At 57.4% G+C, this 19,141-nt stretch carries 20 protein-coding genes and 1 tRNA gene; 3 read left to right on the forward strand and 18 right to left on the reverse strand.

Features of this window, described 5'->3' with window-relative positions:
* The first annotated feature begins 224 nt into the window (after positions 1–224).
* From pth to gltA, 3 genes are all read left to right on the forward strand, one after another.
* Positions 225–854: an aminoacyl-tRNA hydrolase gene (gene pth, locus DWW12_RS06035; RefSeq protein ID WP_192934494.1), complete on the forward strand. Its 630-nt coding sequence runs from the start codon at positions 225–227 to the stop codon at positions 852–854.
* Positions 855–1,228: 374 nt separating this feature from the next.
* A complete protein-coding gene (locus tag DWW12_RS06040; RefSeq protein WP_117647773.1) occupies positions 1,229–2,068 on the forward strand; it encodes a sulfide/dihydroorotate dehydrogenase-like FAD/NAD-binding protein in 840 nt (279 codons plus the stop codon).
* Positions 2,059–3,468 (forward strand): NADPH-dependent glutamate synthase, encoded by a 1,410-nt coding sequence (gltA, locus tag DWW12_RS06045; RefSeq protein WP_022094914.1) that lies wholly within the window; start codon positions 2,059–2,061, stop codon positions 3,466–3,468. The genes DWW12_RS06040 and gltA overlap by 10 nt, the downstream gene beginning before the upstream one ends.
* 378 nt (positions 3,469–3,846) lie before the next feature.
* Here gltA and DWW12_RS06050 read toward each other — a convergent pair whose 3' ends face one another.
* The 18 genes from DWW12_RS06050 to DWW12_RS06130 form a co-directional block, all read right to left on the reverse strand.
* Entirely contained in the window at positions 3,847–4,470 is a 624-nt protein-coding gene (locus DWW12_RS06050) for an AAA family ATPase (RefSeq protein ID WP_117840354.1), read from the reverse strand.
* A gap of 170 nt (positions 4,471–4,640) precedes the next feature.
* Positions 4,641–5,279: an amino acid ABC transporter permease gene (locus DWW12_RS06055; RefSeq protein ID WP_117855472.1), complete on the reverse strand. Its 639-nt coding sequence runs from the start codon at positions 5,277–5,279 to the stop codon at positions 4,641–4,643.
* A 3-nt stretch (positions 5,280–5,282) separates the two neighbouring features.
* Positions 5,283–6,029 carry an amino acid ABC transporter permease gene (locus DWW12_RS06060; RefSeq protein ID WP_035136546.1) on the reverse strand — a complete coding sequence of 249 codons (747 nt, stop codon included), beginning with the start codon at positions 6,027–6,029 and terminating at the stop codon, positions 5,283–5,285.
* Between the two features lie 25 nt (positions 6,030–6,054).
* The gene (locus DWW12_RS06065) at positions 6,055–6,924 is read right to left on the reverse strand and encodes a transporter substrate-binding domain-containing protein (protein WP_233540533.1); all 870 of its coding nucleotides are present in this window, start codon (positions 6,922–6,924) and stop codon (positions 6,055–6,057) included.
* 14 nt (positions 6,925–6,938) lie between these two features.
* Positions 6,939–7,670: an amino acid ABC transporter ATP-binding protein gene (locus tag DWW12_RS06070; RefSeq protein ID WP_117803476.1), complete on the reverse strand. Its 732-nt coding sequence runs from the start codon at positions 7,668–7,670 to the stop codon at positions 6,939–6,941.
* Between the two features lie 319 nt (positions 7,671–7,989).
* On the reverse strand, positions 7,990–8,433 hold the full coding sequence (locus tag DWW12_RS06075; protein ID WP_006235801.1) for a GatB/YqeY domain-containing protein: 444 nt from the start codon (positions 8,431–8,433) through the stop codon (positions 7,990–7,992).
* Positions 8,434–8,487: 54 nt separating this feature from the next.
* Positions 8,488–9,708, reverse strand: coding sequence for a peptidylprolyl isomerase (locus DWW12_RS06080; RefSeq protein WP_117855473.1), 1,221 nt, complete (start codon positions 9,706–9,708; stop codon positions 8,488–8,490).
* 224 nt (positions 9,709–9,932) lie between these two features.
* A complete protein-coding gene (locus DWW12_RS06085; RefSeq protein WP_117855474.1) occupies positions 9,933–10,400 on the reverse strand; it encodes a PTS sugar transporter subunit IIA in 468 nt (155 codons plus the stop codon).
* 65 nt (positions 10,401–10,465) lie between these two features.
* Positions 10,466–10,933, reverse strand: coding sequence for a PIN domain-containing protein (locus DWW12_RS06090; RefSeq protein ID WP_199570717.1), 468 nt, complete (start codon positions 10,931–10,933; stop codon positions 10,466–10,468).
* Complete coding sequence (locus DWW12_RS06095; RefSeq protein WP_117855476.1) at positions 10,930–11,274, reverse strand: type II toxin-antitoxin system RelB/DinJ family antitoxin; 345 nt, start codon at positions 11,272–11,274, stop codon at positions 10,930–10,932. The genes DWW12_RS06090 and DWW12_RS06095 overlap by 4 nt, the downstream gene beginning before the upstream one ends.
* Positions 11,275–11,558: 284 nt before the next feature.
* Positions 11,559–11,750, reverse strand: a complete 192-nt coding sequence (locus DWW12_RS06100; protein WP_089572626.1) for a hypothetical protein — start codon at positions 11,748–11,750, stop codon at positions 11,559–11,561.
* A 41-nt stretch (positions 11,751–11,791) separates the two neighbouring features.
* Positions 11,792–13,447, reverse strand: a complete 1,656-nt coding sequence (locus DWW12_RS06105) for a hypothetical protein (protein ID WP_117855477.1) — start codon at positions 13,445–13,447, stop codon at positions 11,792–11,794.
* 72 nt (positions 13,448–13,519) lie between these two features.
* Positions 13,520–14,326, reverse strand: a complete 807-nt coding sequence (locus DWW12_RS06110) for a hypothetical protein (RefSeq protein WP_147345474.1) — start codon at positions 14,324–14,326, stop codon at positions 13,520–13,522.
* Between the two features lie 54 nt (positions 14,327–14,380).
* Entirely contained in the window at positions 14,381–15,082 is a 702-nt protein-coding gene (locus tag DWW12_RS06115; RefSeq protein WP_117855479.1) for a hypothetical protein, read from the reverse strand.
* A gap of 12 nt (positions 15,083–15,094) precedes the next feature.
* Positions 15,095–16,471, reverse strand: coding sequence for an SPFH domain-containing protein (locus tag DWW12_RS06120; protein WP_117855480.1), 1,377 nt, complete (start codon positions 16,469–16,471; stop codon positions 15,095–15,097).
* Positions 16,472–16,666: 195 nt separating this feature from the next.
* Positions 16,667–16,756 (reverse strand) — tRNA-Ser (locus DWW12_RS09855).
* Positions 16,757–16,854: 98 nt separating this feature from the next.
* Positions 16,855–18,348 (reverse strand): zinc ribbon domain-containing protein, encoded by a 1,494-nt coding sequence (locus DWW12_RS06125; RefSeq protein WP_117855481.1) that lies wholly within the window; start codon positions 18,346–18,348, stop codon positions 16,855–16,857.
* Positions 18,349–18,498: 150 nt separating this feature from the next.
* Positions 18,499–19,116, reverse strand: coding sequence for a zinc ribbon domain-containing protein (locus tag DWW12_RS06130; RefSeq protein WP_117855482.1), 618 nt, complete (start codon positions 19,114–19,116; stop codon positions 18,499–18,501).
* Positions 19,117–19,141 lie beyond the last annotated feature (25 nt).

Genomic DNA, 19,141 nt, shown 5'->3' on the forward strand with positions numbered 1-19,141 from the left:
GCGGGGCATTCCCCGCCTCTTACACCACATCTCTGCGCGCTACCACGTATCGGCATTGAATTGAGTAATTCGAGTCCTCAGAACTTATACGTATCTGAACTAACTGTCCACCTCGGATTTCGACGTCCGTCCAAACGCCCCCAAACGCCCTCAATTACCCTCCATTTGACAGCGGCAACAGGGTCGCTCACCATAGCAGGCGACAAATCAACGAAAGGATGAACATGGCAGCTGCACAGCCGCTTAAGATTCGCATGGTTGCCGGACTCGGCAACCCGGGTGAGGAATATGCCGAGACCCGCCACAACGCCGGCTTTAAGGCGATCGATGAGCTGGCCCGTCAGGCCGGCGTCACGTACTGGAAAAACCAGGCCGGCGCCGAGGTCGCGCTCATCAATATCAACGATGCCGAGGAAGAGGGCGGCAAGCGCCAGATTGTGCTGGTCAAGCCGCAGTCATACATGAACACCTCGGGCGGCCCCATCTCCAAGCTCTGCCGCGAGTACAAAATCAAGGCCGAGGAGCTGCTCGTAATCCACGACGAGCTCGATATTCCCGCCGGCGATGTGCGTGTTAAGGTGGGCGGCGGCCACGCCGGCCACAACGGCCTGCGCTCCATCATCGACAAGATGGGCAGCCGCGACTTCAGCCGCATCCGCACCGGTATCGGCAACCCTCCCGGCAAGATGGCTGTCGCCGACTACGTGCTCAAGCAGCTGCGCGCCCGCGAGGCCGAGGACTTCCAGGACACCTGCGCCCGCGCCGCAGACGCCGCCGGCCTGGCAATCGTGCACGGCGTGATCTATGCCCGCGACCACGTCAACGGCTCCGCCTCCGCCAACGGCAAGCACTAAAACCTACCATTTAGGGACAGGTTTATTTCGGCAGGTTTTATCTGCGTAAACGCCGCAGTCGGCACATCGCAATAAACACGCTGCCACCATACATGCATAACGCCCCAAAGGGGGCCGGCCTCACCGATGCGCGAGGCCGGCCCCCTTTGCCGTTTTGCCTGATAAAACCTGCCAAAATAAACCTCTCCCCCTTTGGTAGGCCGAAGTGGATAAACCCTTTTCCCGACCGCCGAAGACACACGTAAGCGACATGTCCATGAGGGTATAATTTGCACCGTATGTCTGCACAACGCCTGTGCGCGTACGGTTTTATTCGGGCTACCGTCCATTTCCGTGGAGGCACGGTTCGGCGGCCCTAACAAGAGAGGGGTTCTATGTATAAGATCCTGGAGAAGACGCAGTTCTCGGAGAAGGTGTTCAAGTTCCGCATCGAGGCGCCTGCAATCGCCAAGCATGCGCACGCTGGACAGTTCCTCATGGTTCGCGCCAACGAGACGGGCGAACGTGTCCCGTTTACCCTGGCCGGCTGGAACGGTGACGAGGGCTGGGTCGAGTTCATCTTCATGGTGATCGGCAAGACCACCGAGATGCTTTCCACCTACGAGGCCGGCGAGTCGCTGCGCGACGTCGTGGGCCCGCTGGGCGTTCCCACCGAGATGGCTGAGGGCCCCTGCGCCGTCATTGGCGGCGGCGTCGGCCTGGCAATTGCCTTCCCGGTCGCCAAGCACCTGGTCGAGACCGGCCACGAGGTGCACGCCATCATGGGCGCCCGCACCAAGGACCTCCTGCTCATGGAGGACCAGTTCCGCGAGCTCCTCGACGAGGACCACATCCACATCACCACTGACGACGGCTCCTATGGCGAGCAGGGCGTTGTCACCGCTCCGCTGGAGCGCCTGCTGCAGGACAAGGCCGTGAGCCAGGTCTTCTGCGTCGGCCCCGTTCCGATGATGAAGTTCTCGACCCTCACCGCCCAGAAGTACGACACCCCCATCACCGCGTCGCTCAACCCCATCATGGTTGACGGCACCGGTATGTGCGGCTGCTGCCGCGTCGAGGTGGGCGGCGTGACCAAGTTCGCTTGCGTCGACGGCCCCGACTTCGATGCCACCCTGGTCGACTGGGATGACCTTCGTGCCCGCCAGGCCGCTTACCGTTCCGAAGAGGGCGCGTCCCTCAAGGCCTATGAGGAAAAGAGCTGCGCATGCCACTAGTTAACGGTCGTTTCGTTGCCGATATGAAGTCGCCCCGCACCCCCGATAACGAGGAGCCGGCTGCCGAGCGCGCCTGCGACTTCCGCCCCGTCGACAAGGGCTTCACCGAGGAGATGGCGCTGGCCGAGGCCGAGCGCTGTCTCAACTGCAAGAAGCCGTTCTGTGTTGAGGGCTGCCCCGTCAACATCAACATTCCCCGCTTTATCGAGCAGATCCGCGCGAAGGACTTCGGCGGCGCTCTCGATACCATCCGCGAGGACTCCATGCTTCCCGCCATCTGCGGTCGCGTCTGCCCGCAGGAGAACCAGTGCGAGGGCAAGTGCATCCGTGGTAAGAAGTCCGAGCCCGTGGCCATCGGCCAGCTCGAGCGCTTCCTGGGTGACCGCCCCGAGCTCGCCTCCACGCCCAAGATGGCCCCCAAGAACGGCAAGAAGGTCGCCGTCGTGGGCTCTGGCCCGTCCGGCATCACCTGCGCCGGCGAGCTCGCCCGTAACGGCTTTGACGTCACCGTCTTTGAGGCCTTCTTTACCGGCGGCGGCGTGCTGGTCTACGGCATCCCCGAGTTCCGTCTGCCCAAGGCGGTCGTCAAGCGCGAGATTGACGGCCTGGAGGACATGGGCGTCAAGTTTGAGTACAACTCCGTCGTGGGCAACATGGCCACGGCCGAGGAGCTGTTCGAGCAGGGCTTCGACGCCATCTACGTGGCGACCGGCGCTGGCCTGCCCAAGTTCCTCAACGTCCCCGGCGAGAACCTGCCCAACGTCTTCTTCGCCAACGAGTACCTCACCCGCGTGAACCTGATGAAGGCCAACAAGTTCCCCGAGTACGACACCCCCACCAAGCACGGCAAGAACGTCGTCGTCTTTGGTGGCGGCAACGTGGCTATGGACGCCGTCCGTACCGCCAAGCGCCTGGGCGCCGAGCACGCCATCATCGCCTACCGTCGTACCGAGGACGAGATGCCCTGCCGTCGCGCCGAGCTGCACCATGCTAAGGCCGAGGGCGTCGAGGTTCTGCCGCTCGTCTCCCCGCTCGAGTTTGTCGCTGGCGAGGACGGCTCCGTGTGCGCCGTCAAGGTCCAGAAGATGGAGCTCGGCGAGCCCGACGAGTCCGGCCGCCGTCGCCCGGTGCCCATCGAGGGCGCCATCGAGGAGATTCCCTGCGACGTCGCGATCTCGGCTATCGGCACCAACGCCAACCCCTTCGCAAAGAAGATCGGCGGCAAGATGGAGCTCAACAAGTGGGGCTACATCGTTGCCGACGAGGAGACCGGCCAGACCACCGATCCCCGCATCTGGGCCGGCGGCGACATCGTCACCGGTGCCGCTACGGTCATTCTGGCGATGGGCGCCGGCAAGAAGGCCGCCGCTTCCATCACCAAGAGCCTGCTGGGCGAGTAATCACCTGCAGTGCTAGCCATCAAACGGCAAAGTCCCCGTCGAGCACACGCCCGGCGGGGACTTTTTTATGCCGGCCGCCCAAACCACCACGATGGGGCAGGCACCTTTGTGGTGGTTTGGGACTTGCCCGGTCGTTTTGTCTCAATCTGTAACAGCTGGAGTCCGTTGAGCCCTGCAGTTGTTACAGATTGAGATATTGTGCCGGCCGGCCACGCTGCATCTCAATCTGTAACAGTTAGAGCCATTTTCGCTGGCTTGGTGTTACAGATCGAGACTATGCAAAAGCCGAGGATAGGCACTGCCGCCAAGGCCTTCCCCTCAGCCTAAAACAAAAACCACCACAAAGGTGCCTGTCCCCTTTGTGGTGGTTTTGGTCGGCTAGCCTTCGAGCTGCGCCACTTTATAGCGGTAGGCTGCGGCGATGACGTCTTTACAGCCCTCGCGGCCCAACTTGGCGCGGTTGACGACGATGTCCTTGCCGCTCGTCATCTTCCACTTTCCGGCGCTGTAGCGCTTGTAGAACGCCTCGCGCGCCTTCTGCTGCTGCTTGACCAGCTTGGCGCCCTTCTTTTTGTTAAGGCCGCGCTTCTTGCGCACGATCTCGACGCGGTCCTCAAAGGGTGCGGTCACCAACACGGCAATGTGGTTGGGGTTGTTGTGAAGCAGATAATCGGACAGGCGGCCTTCGATAATGCAACTCTCGGTCTCGCCCAGGTCCAAAATCACCTGGCTCATCTTTTGGAACAACTTGTCCGAGTACGAGCGCGCGTCGTAGCGGTCGGGCAGAAACGCCATGTTCTCCACAGCCAGACGCTCGTCGTAGGCGGCCATCTTATCGAGCGACTCGCCCGCACGCAGCGACGCGCGCACCAGCAGCTCGTTGTCGTACAGAGGAATCCCCAACTCGTTGGCGAGGATGCGTCCGATCTCGTGGCCCTCGGCACCAAAGTCGCGCGCGATGGTAATGACCACAGGACTCTTCTTGTTCTCCAGATCGCTCATCGCGATTCCTTTCTAACAAATGAGAAAAGGCAATTCCTGATTCCCATTTTGTCACTTACGACCGTCCTGGTTTCCCAAGTGCGGCAGATTGCCCCGAAAGAGGAGCGCCGCGTACTAAATGTACGCAAGCGACGATTGAGGGGCAAGGTGCCGTGCTTGGGGAAGCAGGACTATGCGGCCACGATGCGGCGTTGATATGCCCTCACCAACAACGAGATACCAAAGTTGAGCATAAAGTACATCGCAAACACCAGGCCGTAGAGCATAAGTACCTGCGACAGATCAATCGCGTGGGCCATCACGACGTTTGCCGTGTACATGAGCTCGGCCACGTTAATGCCCGAAAGATACGAGCTGTCCTTAATGACGGTCGTGCATTGGCTAAACAGCGCCGGAATGATCGTCTTAAACGTCTGCGGCAGAATGATGCAGCGCATGGTGGCAAAAAAGCCGAAGCCTTGGCTCTGCGCTGCCTCAAACTGGCCGCGCGGAATCGAGTTGAGGCCGCCGCGCACAATCTCGGCCATAACAGCGCTGGTAAACAGCGTAAAGGCGATGGTCGAAATCACAATGTCCAAACCCTGCACCGTAAAGTAGATAAACAGGATCCACAGCAGGTTCGGCGTACAGCGGAACAGCTCGATATAGGCACTCACCAAAATACGGAACGGGCGGGGCGCATAGCTTTTAACAAGCGCCAGCACCGTGCCAAAGATGAGCGAGAAAAAGATCGACAGCGCCGAGATCTCGATCGTCTTAACAAAGCCGCCCCAAATGTAGAGCAGGTTGGTCGCGTTGAAGATTTCCATGCGCTAGGCCTCCTCTACGTTGTCGAGCCCCAGCTCGGCGAGGCTCACGCCGCGCGGACGCTCCTTGGAGCGGCGCTCGAGCCACTGCACCAGCATGGCGAGCGGAAAGCAGATGATGAAGTACATAAGGCAGCAGACGATGTATCCCTGCAGGTAACCGTACAGACTCACAAAGTTGTCGGAACGGTACATAAGGTCGCCGCCGGCCACAAGCGCCAGCACCGACGTGTTCTTGACTAGGTTGAGTGCCTGGTTGCACAGCGGCGGCAGAATGATCTTGAATGTCTGGGGCAGCACGATGTACCAGTACGCCTGCGCACGGGTGAAGCCCTGGCTCTGCGCCGCCTCCATCTGACCGCGCGGAACCGCCTCGATACCGGTGCGGATGACCTCCGAGATGTAGGCCGCGTGATACAGGCCCACGCCCAAGAAGCCCAGCACGAACGGCGCGATGCGCACCGGCTGGTCGGCACCGGTTATGGCCTGCAAAAACTGCGGACCAGCCATGTACATAAAGAGCACCTGCACGGGCAACGGGGTGTTCTGGTAAAACTCCACGTATACGCGGCTTATGGCGCGCAGCACGCGCGAACGGGTGGTAGAGAACACACCCAGCAGCGTGCCCAGCACCAGCGACAGCAGCAGACCGGCAACGACCACCTGTAGCGTCACGCCAAAGCCCTCCCAGAAGGGCCCCATGTTTTGAAATGTCGTCGACCAACGGTCGGCGTCAAATAATCCTTCGAGCATTTGATTCCTTCCTTGGACGATGCGCCTATACAAGACCCCAGGTCTTGACCTCTTGGTCGAGCCAGCCGTCGGCCAGACGATCGCAAATCACCTGATCGACCACGGCCGAAAGGTCGCAGCCCTTCTTGGTCGCCACGCCGTAGCCCTGCTCGCCAAACTTGACCTCGGGCTGCAACAGCTCAACGGTCTCGTTCATGTAACCGGCCAGCGTGGAGCGGTCCATGGCAAAGACGTCGATATTGCCGGCGTCGAGCGAGCTCTTGATGATGGGGTAGCCGCTAAAGGCCCTAAACTCGGGCTTGCAGCTAAAGCCGTTGTCCTTGATCATCTGCTCGATCAGGCCCTGCGTGGTGGCACCCTGGCTCACGCCGATGACCTTGCCGTCCAGGTCCTCAATCGAGGTAAAGCCCGAACGCTTCTTGACCATGAGTCCCACGTAGTCGGTGCGGTACGGCGTCGAGAAATCCCAGCTCTTCTTGCGCTCGTCGGTGATGGTGTAGGTCGCTGCGACCACGTCGAGTTGGCCGTTATCGATCAGCGGGCCGCGTGTCTTGGGCGTTACGTCGGTAAACTCGACAAGCTCCTGGGCACGGGCTTCCTTGTAGCTCACGCCAAAGACAGCGGCGGCGATCTGGTAGCACAAATCGACTTCCATGCCCTCAAAGCGGCCTTTGGCGGTGTCGTAATAGCCGTAGCCGGGAACATCTTTCTTGACGCCGGCATTCAGATGGCCGCGCGACTTGATGGCCGCAAGCTTGGATCCCTTGTCGGAACCCTCGCCGCTGGTGGAGTTGCCGCAACCGGTGAGCGCGGTCCCCGTCAGCGCGAGCATGCCGGCGCCCGCCAGCTGCAAAAAGTGACGGCGCGACACGGCCGCCCTCGTCATATCCGTCATGTCCATCACCGCGCCTAGTGCAGAATCTTGGACAGGAACTCGCGGCAGCGCGGGTTCTCGGGGTTATCGAAGAAGTGCTCGGGCGTGCCCTCCTCCAGGATGCGGCCGTCCTCCATAAAGATGACGCGGTCGGCCACCTGGCGCGCAAAGCCCATCTCGTGCGTCACGCAGATCATGGTGATGTCCTCCTGCGCGAGCTCAATCATAACGTCCAGAACCTCCTGGACCATCTCGGGGTCGAGCGCCGAGGTCGGCTCGTCAAACAGGATGATGGGCTGCTTGGTGCACAGGGCACGGGCGATGGCGATGCGCTGCTGCTGACCGCCCGAGAGGTTCTGCGGATACTCGCCGGCCTTATGCGCCATGCCGACGCGCTTGAGCGCGGCGACGGCGATCTCGGTCGCCTCCTCCTTGCTCTTCTTTTGCAGCTTGATGGGCGCGAGCGTCAGATTGCCCAGCACCGTCATGTTGGGATACAGGTTGAACTGCTGAAACACCATGGAGCTATATTTGCGAGCCATTTCCAGGTGATTCTTCTTAGTGAGCGGCGTACCGTCGATGATGACCTCGCCCGACGTGGGCTCCTCAAGATAATCGACACAGCGGATGAGCGTCGACTTACCCGAGCCGGAAGGCCCGATCATTACGAGCTTCTCGCCGCGCTTGACGGTGAGGTTGATATCTTTGAGCACATGCAGGTCGCCAAAGTACTTGTTGAGATGCTTGATCTCGATCATGTCTGCCATGAATGTCCCTTCCCTGCGTTTACACGAGTTGAACTATTGTACGGAAAGAACCACGTTTCCGCAGCCCACACTACATTCCCGTAAAGAACCCGCAATCTTCCACCCACTCATTGGGCACTCATTTAAGTCTGTCCCCAGTGAGCGCCCAACCGCCCTTGTTGAGCATAAGTCAGCGAAAACCCGTACACGCGAGCAAGGTGACGTGAAATGAAAGGGCGCAGACCTTATGGTCGCGCCCTTGAAATTGAACGTCAGATTGCCGCGTGTACGGGTTTGCAGCGTCGAGCCGTTACGCGGTTTGGTAAAACCGCGTAACAAATTACGCGAGTTTGGCTCCGACGATCTTTGCCGCGGCCGGCTTATCGAAGTTGCCGCCAGTGGCCTTGCCGAGTGCACCCATAACCTGGCCCATCTGCTTCTTGGACGTGGCGCCCAGCTCGGCGATGACCTGCTCGATCAGAGCCTCGAGCTCCTCGCCCGAAACCTGCGCGGGCAGCAGGCTCTCCAGAATCTTGACCTGCTCGGTCAGGTTGTCGGTACGCTCCTGGTCGGTGCCGGCCTTGATGGACATCTCCAGTGTCTCGCTCGTCTGCTTGATCAGACGCTTGATCATGCTGTTGACGTCTTCCTCGGTCACATCGCGGCGCTCATTGACCTCGATATTCTTCACCTCGGCCTTAACCTGGCGAATGATGGACAGGCGAACCTTGTCCTTGGCCTTCATGGCCGCGATCATTTCCTTCTGCAGCTCTTCGTTGGTCATCTGCAAATCCTCTCTAATAGCGTGGGCGGCACTCGCGCGAGCACCGCCCCATGATTACTCAGTCGTCGACGAATCGTCGGTCGAACTCTTGGTGATGCCCTTCAGACTCACGTTATAGGGTACGTCCTTGGGCATGGGGTTGACGGTAATGTCGGCGTCCTTCTTGTACTGCTCCAGCCACTCACTGTACGCGGTACTGGCCGCCTGCGTCTTCACCACGTTGGAGACGTACTTCTTGATGGCCTTGGGCACCTGGTTGATGTCATCAACCTGATTATCGACATGGAAGTAGTCGGTGCACTTGATGATGTGGTAGCCATAGGTCGACTCGATGACTTCGCTCACGTCGCCCTTGTTGAGCCCCTCGAGCGCCGTCTGGTAGCTGTCGACAAAGGTGGTGAGCTTATCCCAGCCCACATCGCCCTTCTTCTCCTTGGAACCGGTGTCCTCGGAGTACCGCTCAACGGCGTCCTCAAAGCTCAGCTCACCGGAGTTGATCTTGTCCAGGCACTCCTGCGCCTTGGCCTTGGCGGCAGCCTTGTCCTCGTCGGAAGCGTCGGAATCAACCTTGATCAGGATGTTCGACGAGCGACGGGCGTCGTTGTAGCTGGACAGGTTTTCGTTGATGTAATCGACAATCTCGCTGTCCTTGGGTTTGCTCGTGGGCGCGACGGCATCCTTGAGTTTCTGCTGCGCCAGACTCTCCTTGAGCGAATCCTTGTAGGTATCCTCGGTATAGCCGTAGGTCTTGAGGGTCTTCTTAAAGGCCTTGGCACCGCCCGCGCTCTTGCACGCGTCCTTCCAAGCCTTCTCGACCTCCTCGTCCGACACCGTCACGCCGTTCTCCTTCTGTGCCTGTTGAAGCAGAATCTGCTGCGTGTAGGAGTCGATGAGTTGCTTGCGATACTTCTTGGGCGTGAGGTCGTTGTCGACCAGATACTGCGCCCAGTCCTTGTCCTTGGTGTAGCCGTAGGACGTGCGCATGCTCATGATCTGCTTGGTCACGGTGTCCTCGGTGAGGTTGGTGCCGTTGATAGTAGCAGCAACACCGCCGGTCAGCTTGTAGCCCGAGGTGTCCTCGGCCTGCGACATAAGGCCGGAGCACGCCATCGCCGAGACGGAAAGCAGCATCGCCAGCACGCCGATGACCACCAGAACGATCTTGACGGTCTTGGACACGCGGGTCTTGCGCTGCTTCTTGCGAGAGTTGGAGGCGGCGCGAGCCTGCTGCTCGGGCGTCGGCTCGAGTGCGGGGTTCTTTTTCTTATTTGCCATAGTTGGCCTTTCGCATAACGAATCGAACAAACGCCATTGTGTCACAACGCAGCCCCCGCGGCACGCTTGGTGCATTGGGGACAGGTTAATCTGCACCATTTTGGTGCAAAGGGGACAGCTCTGGCAGCCGGCAGTTAGGGACGTTCCTTTTCTGCCGGCAGTTAGGGACAGTCCCCAAGTGCCGGCACATAAGGAACGTCCCTAGGTGCCGGCTTAGCCCCACCTTAGAAGTGGCGGCGGATGGCGTCGACCATGCCCTGCGGCGTGGTCTGGCCGAGCACGTCGGCTGCGGCATCGGCGTCCATAAAGATGTTCATGAGCGCCTGCAGAGCCTCGACCTGGCCGCCCGGCTCGGCGATGCCCAGATTGATGACGATCTGCGCCGGCACCGGAGCGCCCATGCCAGCCATAGCGTTAAATGTCACGGGCGCGGAGGGCTTCACCACCGCGATATAGGGCTTGGCCACAAACCCCGGATCGGTATGCGGAATGGCAATGTTTGCCGCCGGCATGGCAAGACCCGTGGGATAGGCATCCTCGCGCGTGTGGACGGCATCGAGCCAACCGGGCGCAATGTAGCCGCGAGGCGCAAGCTCGTCCTCGAGCCGCGCAAACATCTCATCCGGCGTCGCGCACTCCCAATCAAAAAACACCAGCTCGGGCGAGAATAGCATCTCGGCGTTATCCGCCATACCGTCCTCCAAAGTTGCATGAGGTTCACAATGCCCCATATGATAACGAAACGAGGCAGGCAAGGTTAGCCGAGGATTCCAATCATATCGAGTGCGCGGGCAGGCGTCAGGCAAACTTCGGGCATCGCCTCCAGCATGCGCCGGTCACTCGTGACCACGTAGTCAACATCTGCCGTCTCGCCCGAAGCGATGATGAGGTTATCTTCAAGATCCGGCATGCGCTTGCCAAGCATGCGTGCCATCTCGCACTCTGCCAACGAAAGCGGGGAGGCGCTTGCCACCTGCATCATGTGCTCAATGCAGACCCACGACGCCGAGGCAAACGACACGTTAATCCCATTCACATTCCGCCGGGCTAGTCGCCGAGGCAAAATATAGAACACATCTTTTGCCGTCGTTGGCGCATACAGAAGGTCGATCTTTCCCGCCTCGGCCAGTTCAACCAATCTTTTCGCTTCGTCGAACGCCCCCTCTTGCAGGTAATAATCGAGCCAAACGTTCGTATCTACCAAGAGATGCTTTGCCTCAATCATCGGCAATTCGCCTCGATGTCGGCAATCATCGCGTCATACATATCATCTCGTACGGCATCCCAGTCTTCCGCAGATGATCCAACTGGCGCAAAATCCGAAGGGCTTAGTCCCAACGAGGAGAAAGCTAGGCCACACCCCCGCTCGGCCAGACTCTCCGCACGGGGCGCCTCGCGCTTATCCGCCACCACAAATCCCGGCAACGCTTGGTGCTCGACAAGATAGACCCAAAGCGCGCGAATGGCATCGCTCGGCCCCAATCCATTGCGAGTTAGGACCGCATCGCCACCAGCTTTGAGCATAGGATCGATTCGCGTGTTGAGCTGCACCGTTGCTGTACCCATAGCGGCTCCTTTCTACGTGCTAGCAGTATAGCAAACCTATTAGGCCACACAAAAGGGCCCCGTCCACGTACGGACAAGGCCCTGTCAGATTGGTAGTCTCGAGAAAGTTGGTGTAGCGCCCGATCCGAAGCGAGTCGGCCTGGCGTCCAAGAACCTAGAATACGGTTGATGCCCTATGCCGCCGACCGGCATATGAAAGACAGCGGGCCAAAAGCCCCATGGCTTCTAGCCCGCAGAAACATCGATGTTTCCAAATGGTCGCAGCTTGTGTTTCAAGCGCTTTTCTACGCTACCGGCGGATGCAAATCCCAATCGGGAAAGCAGTTTGCAAAGCCTGAGAGATTTTGAGTCAAAACATTGTTCTCAGCTTGCTTCAGTCGCTCGTCCTCTTCAAACAGACTATCGAGCTCGCTCAATGCATCGAAGTCCTGCATCGCAGCATCGTTATGGTCGAAATCAGTCACTTCATCAGTCATCTATTTCACTCCATTCATGGTTATCGAGTCAATCCTATCGGCTAGGCAACCTTATCGAGCTTAAGCAGGTCGCTGCGCTCGGCCGCCGCTTCCTTCGCGCTCTTCCACTGATTAAGCGCCAGATCGATCTCGGAACAGCCTTCCTGGATGCGTTTGGAGTATTTGGCCTCAATCTCTTCTGCCTCCGCAGCGCGCTGCTTGCTCGAGAGGCCCGTCCTTACTAGACAATAGCCAGCCCCCGCAAGAAGCAGAATGCCAATAACCTGGTTTACAAACGCAAAGAAAGCTACTCCCAAAACAGCGAGGACAACGGCCGCTATCTTGTAGCTCTTGTTGCCCTTCGCGATCTTGACATCAAGCTCAGCGAGCTCCTTTTTCTTCTCTTCACCGACATAGCGAACATAATCGCCGCGCAGCGCATTACCCTCATCGCCGGTAACCGCCCTGCTTGTCCATCCGTCGAAGTCAAGGGTGATCGCCTGCGGAAATTCGGGGACATCGCTCTTGCGATACCGGTTGAAACCACCGTTGATATAGGAACCCAAAAACTGAATCGCGGTCTTCTTTTTATGCACATCCACGGACGCGCTCTGGTCGCGCATCGAGCGTGTCATCTGGTCGATGATGTTCATCGTCTGCTGACGCTTCTCATCGCGCCGACGATTGACGAGCTCTCGGGCGCGGTCCACGTCTCCGCCAAATGCTTTGACCGCAAGAAGATACTCCTCCTGACGACGCAAATTTCGCTCCTTGGAGTCATCGGAGTTAACGAGCTCCATCAAATGCCTGTCAACCTGCTCGGCAAGCGTCCTCTCGTCAACATCAGAAGCCTTGAGGTCGGCGAAGTCATTGGAGATGCTCTCGATTGCCTCGACTTTTCCGAGATACTTATTGATGTAGTCAAACTCCTTGACCACCACCTTGAGCGCCGGATATCTCGAGCTCATATCCTCCTCGTAGCCGGTAAAGTACTCCGCCCATGACTCTGACTGCTCATTCTCGAACTCAGGGCTCTGATTTCTGATCTGCTCGATCCAGCCCGCCATATAGTCATCGCACAGGTGCTTTTCGTCGGTGCCAAAGATACCGTTGATATAGGCATCAATGTAGACCATCGCATCGGCATCAATACGGGCGGCGTTTTGCGTCGAGAAGTAGCGTGCGAGCCATTCGTAGCACGTAGCCGTGCGGTTATTACGTCTGCAAATCAGAGCCATCGCAAGCGACGTGTGCTCGTTGTCACGTTTGACAGCCTCACGTATTGCGCGCTCCGCAAGATCTCGGTTGTTGTTGATCCATGCCGCAAGGGCAACCAGGACAGGCGCCAGCCAGTAGTCCGGGGTAGAAATCATTAACTCCTCGGAGACCGTCGAAATCGTCGCCTTGCGCACGAGCGCTGCATCGGTTGCCTGGAGAATACCGACCATGGTGTTTCGAACCACCGAGTAGTTGCCGAACTTCTTGTCCATCTCCTGCCGGACGCTCACGAGCTCCGTAGTCGCCTGCTCAAGTGCGGCAGTACGACGCTGTTCAAGCATCATCTCGAGAAAGTCCTTTCGGAGCTTTTTAAGGTCCTTCCGCACTTCCTCCATTTGGGATTCGACCTTATCGACCTTCGTGGTCATCTGGTCAACTTTTGTTCCAATAGCGGCGATCCTGCGCTCGATAAGGGCAGTATCTAATCCCGAATCACTCATCTGTACCACCTTTCAGTTTGAACTGTTTAGATCATCCAAGAGCTTTCAGCGAGTAAGCACCCGCCATCCGCTTTATTGAGAGGCCATGCTTCGGTATTGCTCGGACACCTGCTGATAGGCCACAAGAAACTTCTGTTTGTATTGGCTTGCCTTCATCGAATTGACGATGCGCCCGACGGGCTCCACATAGTGTTCGAGAAAGTACGAGGTCCTTCTTCGTAACGTAAACGAACCAGTTTTATAGGGGGACCCGGGGTTCTCTCTAATGCCCTTGAGTAGTGCGAGACACGTTTTGGGTATGTTGCAGTTGGCGGCGATATCTTGATAGAAGCTCTCCCGCTCTGCGGTCATAAAGTCTTCCGAAGCATACCGCACTATGCAGAACGGGCATACAGCATCGATAAAGCTCTCAAGCCGAGACCGATCCTCCATGCTCTGCATATTGGCGACCACGAGCGATACCATCTGAACCTCAAAGTCACGCATGTTGTAGAGCGTCGACTCAAACAAGTCGATCAAGTCACGCACTTCGTCATATTCGAGAGGGATATCTTCGGCCCTTTTAAAGAAAACCGTCATCGAACCCGAAAGACCTTCGCAAAACTCATCGCAGTACGCAACCATAAACTGTGCTGCCGCGTTGTCTTGCATCATATTGAGCACGTCCGCGGCAAATTTGCGGGCCTCCGGGCAGTTGCCGCCCTTAAAAAACTTGATGGCATTGTCCTTGGCAAACGCGATTTTGCCCGTGGCCCCCAGACGCGCCCGCGAATAGTACATCTCGCGACCGCACTGGTTGCAATGAACCTTTCGAGTTGCGGGGTCAAACTCGACATCGGTGCTGCCGCAGCCCTCACAAGTTATTCCGTTGATTTCCAATAGCTTCCCCCACTTCAACCATCAAAGTGCCCTGGCAAAAAGCAGCGCGAGCCCTTATTTGACAGCGGTCAGCGCCGCATTGCGCTTTTTCCAGATATTGCGCGCATCATGGACAAGGCCAACCGTAACATCTGCCGGCTCATCGGCACTCATGGAATTCGAGACCGCCTCAAGCGCTGCGGAGAACTGTCGCTCGACCTCTTGAACATGGGGTTGCGACATGTTGGAGCTGAAGGAGATGTCGTCCTTAAGCGCTTTGAGTTCGGCTTTGACCTGAGCGTCCTGCGCCACGGCGAGGAGCTGTCCCACATACGATCCGAACTGCGCCGTTTGAACCGTCTTTGCGGCCACGGCAGCAACCTTTTGGTCAACCTGGCGGCCATTGAAGCCAAGACCCATCTGCACAAGGACAAGCACAGCAAGAAGGACAACGTTTACGACGACTGGAATCGTGCTGCCGCCCCACCCATATGCCGCAAACACAAAGTACGTGTTGGCCAGAAGGGCAACGACAAAGTAGGCACAGCTGGATGCGACCGGCAAATAATGGATTTCGGTCGTGCTTTTGACCGTGGACTGCTTATCGGACATGGCAGCCGAAATCGAAGCCGCCGCAAAAGCCAAAACCCCAAAGCCAAGCGACATAGCAAAGACGATAGGGTTCATCAGCGCGTTTTTGCAGACAAACATGATTACAAGCCACGCCACCAAGACGATTGCCTCGCCCAAAATGACACGTTTAACAGAACCGTTCATCTTTGTTTCTCCTTATTGGATCTTAGTTCCACAATCGGGGCAGAATTTGGTCCCTTCGGGCAACTCGGCTCCGCAGCTCGGGCACCTTGGCGAGATCAACCGGTTCCCGCATTCCAGGCAGAACTTGGCACCGACCGGGTTAAGATGCCCACACGCCAAACACGCAACACCCTGCTCGAGCTTTTGTCCGCATTCCAGGCAGAACTTAGCGCCCATCGGATTAACGTTTCCGCAACTGGGACACACGGGACCGTTTTGCATACCTGCGGACGCGGAAGCCGTTCCAACCATGGGAGCAACAGCGCCCATGGTCTGGTTGGCCAAGTTGGAGAAGCCAGCTCCAAATGCACCGCCCATGCCAACTCCCATACCGAGTCCCATGCCGGCTCCCATGAGGCCCGATGCGGCACTCCCCTCATTGCCCGCAGCACTCTCCATTACGTCCATGCCGCGTTCCTGCTGATAGTTGTAGCCTTCGCGCGCACGCTTCCTGGCAAGTGCCTCGGACTCGATGTCCATCTGGGCAGCGTTACCCTGCGCCTCGAGAATGCTCCGCTTACGCTGGATCTTCATCTCGTTGATGGCGGCAAGATCCTCTTCGAAGGGCTTGATGCTGTTGAACGAGAAGTTATCGAGCGTGAGACCAAACTCATCGAAATAGTTAACGAGCTTGCCCTGCATTTGAGACGAGAAGTCGCTCAGATGCGTCGCAATTTTAAGAACGGAAACCTCCTGGTCAACAATCGCCTTGGCAAGCAGGTCAGGAACATACTCAAGGATTTTTGCCCGCATAAAGGAAGTAAGTTCTTCTCGCGTATAGCGATCTCGCGTGCCCACGACCTTAACGAGGAACTTCCTCACCTGAATGGGAACCAGGCTCGAGTCATTCTGCTCGATATGCGCGCCAAACAAACCGAAGGCGCGAACATGAACGTTGACGTCTTCCTCAGGGTCTTGGACGATGATGGGCTCGGTCGTGCCCCAGCGCAGCTCGTTCATGTAGTTAGTATTGATAAAGTACACAACGGAATGAAACGCCGAGCTACCGCCGGTAAGCGAATGGGCGGCATTGCGGAACGGGGCGAATCGGCTGTCTCCCGTGTCGAGCTTGATCTTGCACGGACCGACAAACACGCTTACCTGAGAATCGCCGGCACCCGTAGCGTCAGTAGAACTGCCCGCCCCCATATTGTTGGTAAAAACGGCAATCTGCGATTGCGCAACCTGAAGATAGGACCCGTTGGGAAAATCCTCGTAGGGATAGCGGAATGAGACAAGCGAGGCATCTTCGTCGTTGCCAGGCTCCCATTTGATATTGTCGACAGAAAAGGCACCGAGAATTCCGCTGTGCTTTTCTTCCTTTTCGTTATCGCTATGGAACAGTGACATGCTGATTCCTTTCGTTAATCCCAAACCACGCGTTCCGCGTGTCTAATAAATTGTGAACTGCCGAGTCGATAGGCGCATCGAAAGCCTGTGCGCCTCAATCTGTCCCCAACTTAGCTTGGCTAATTATAGCCCTCAAGTCATCTCATTTAGCCACCCCCGATGAGCGGTAATAATGTCGCACCTTTGGTCAACTGACGAAGAACCGGGAGGGTTCGGACCCCAGATACCCTTTTGTGGCATACCCGCTTAGTGGGCGAGTGCCTTCGGCCTCTCGGCCAGCTCTTCGTAACGGCCGTTTTAGCCGTAACTAAACTCGTCGGATGGAACAAGGGGAAAGGTATAAGAGCTGCGCGCGCTGTAATGTCAAAACGGCTCGGTTAAAGTTACCAGCTCTCGTGATAGGCCATAATCGACCGACATGGGTACCCTTCGGAGCCGCATTCCGCAGACGCTACGACCTTTCCGTCTTTATAAAACTCGACGTACCAAACGTACGTTGCCGCCCCCTCCCAATAGTTTGACCTATCAGCGACCTTGAACGTAATAGAGGCGTCATCTGGCACAATCAACTCGCGCTTGGCGTTTGCAATGAACGCATCCATGTCGGCGATCACGCCATCGCCGCGTGCAGCGGCCTCCCCATCGTCGCTGCTATCGGATGCCGCTTCAGATGGTGCTTGAGATGCGCCAGCTCGATCGTCCGCAGTGCCAGAACCGTCCTTCAAAGAGCTCTCCGAAGGCTCCACCCCTTTGAATGCCTTCCACATATCGCTGCTTGCGGACGGCATTTCAATGTCGGCCTCCGGATACTTCCCGGCAACCTCGTCAAGAATTTTGCACGCTTCCTCACGCCCCTGGACCATCGCCTCCTGCGGTTTGCCACCATCCTCAACGGTCCTCACCAAGTAGGCGCCATTCTGCCTATCGAATTCCTTATTTTGAATTTGCACCGCGTCTACGACCTCAGGACCCTTTGCAGTAAGCGAAATATAGAAATCTGCCTGGTTACAATCCTGACTACAAGTAAATTTAACGATGCCGTCCTTACAGACAGTAATGACTTGGCTCTCACCCTGAGCAATAAAACCGTCATACTGATTCGTCATATTGCTGGAGCCTTCTACCATCTCTGACGAAGGCATAACCGAAACAGCCGCTCCATCAACAAAGCAGTAGGCACCCACAATCGCCGAAATATCGTTCTGCGCATCGACAAACCCAACAAGCAGCTCGTCAATTCCGTCGCCGTTCAAATCATCGAAAGCATAGTAGTAGCTTAAAAAGCCGGGGGCAGTCTGGTTGTTATAAACGAATATCTGCCCCAGTCCAGAATCACCACCGCGTCCCTGGGCCCAGTCGTCGTAGCTGGCAGCACCAGCCCCCTTCTGCTCGCAATAGCTCGCAAAGTCCTCGTAACGCGCCACCACGCCCTCGTAAGCCTTGCGTGCTTTCTTGTTTGTTGCCGCGACCTTCTTTTTAGACAACTTCTTCTCGACTGCAGCCGGCTGCTCCTGCTGCTGCGCTTGAGGCAGCACAAAGGCTTCGTAAGCTTTGACCAGGGCGTAAGCGACACCAGCGGTAAAGATGATTGCTGCAAGAATGGTGACAAACGTAGGCACAGCAAAACGGCCGATCTGCCGACGCTGCATCATAAAGGCCGCAAAGGACATATGATCAGAGGGCGCCGGAGAAGCGCTCTCTGCGCGAGATACAGCAGGATCGCTTGTCGCTTTTCTATCAGCAGACGCCTTTGGTGTACCTGAAGGAAGCGGCTGCTGAGCATTCGCCGGCGCATCATCCACATCCAACGGTTTTCCGCATGCAGAACAGAATCGCGCCCCGTCTTTGATCTTTGCCCCGCAGCTTGCGCAGTACATAAATCCCCCCTAGAACTTCAGCATATCGAAACGATAGCCCACAGCCTGCAAACAGAAAAGGCCCAGGAGCAATTTGCTCGACTGTAAACCTTTTCTTTCACCTTTCAAATTCGCCTGACCCCACGCGGAAGGCATGCGACGGGCTACTTGCTAGGCGCGAGCCATGTGCAGTTTGATTGCCTTGAAGATGATGTTGGCAACCGAGACGATAGGCCAAAGTGCCACCATCGTCATCGGTGCTAATTCGGGAACAACCGGAACCGCCCCGTGAATCACGCTGCCCAACCAGTAAAAAAGCATCAGAACCACGACAGGAAGGCCCACGAGAACCACAAGCTCGATTAGCATAATCGTGATACCGATAATGCCGCTACCATAGACAAAGGGAAGCCTTACACCGCTGCGGTACAGCGAGATAATCACCTTCCAGGGACCAATCAGAAGCAGCGCCAGCGGAATCATATTGTTAAGTCCCAGCGAGCCACCTCCCAGCACGTAATTGAAAAAGAGCACATAGAGCAATGAAATCACCGCTGCTCGCCCAAGCGACCCGATGGACTCGTGAAGCGAATCCTGCAGGCAAGCAGCGGCCCCTGCATCCTCCGCCGCTTGAAACTGAGCCTCGACAGACTGGCTCTCAATCGGCTGGGCCTCGACGTAAATCGCATCCCCCACCGCGCTGGCCGCAGCCGCGACCGTAGGCGTTCCGCACACGCCGCAGAACTTGGCGCCGTCGTTAATCTCTGCTCCACACTGTTTGCAATGCATAATCGGGTCCTTTCTCGTTACCCCT

Source organism: Collinsella sp. AF14-35, assembly GCF_003464565.1.
Taxonomy (GTDB): Bacteria; Actinomycetota; Coriobacteriia; order Coriobacteriales; family Coriobacteriaceae; genus Collinsella.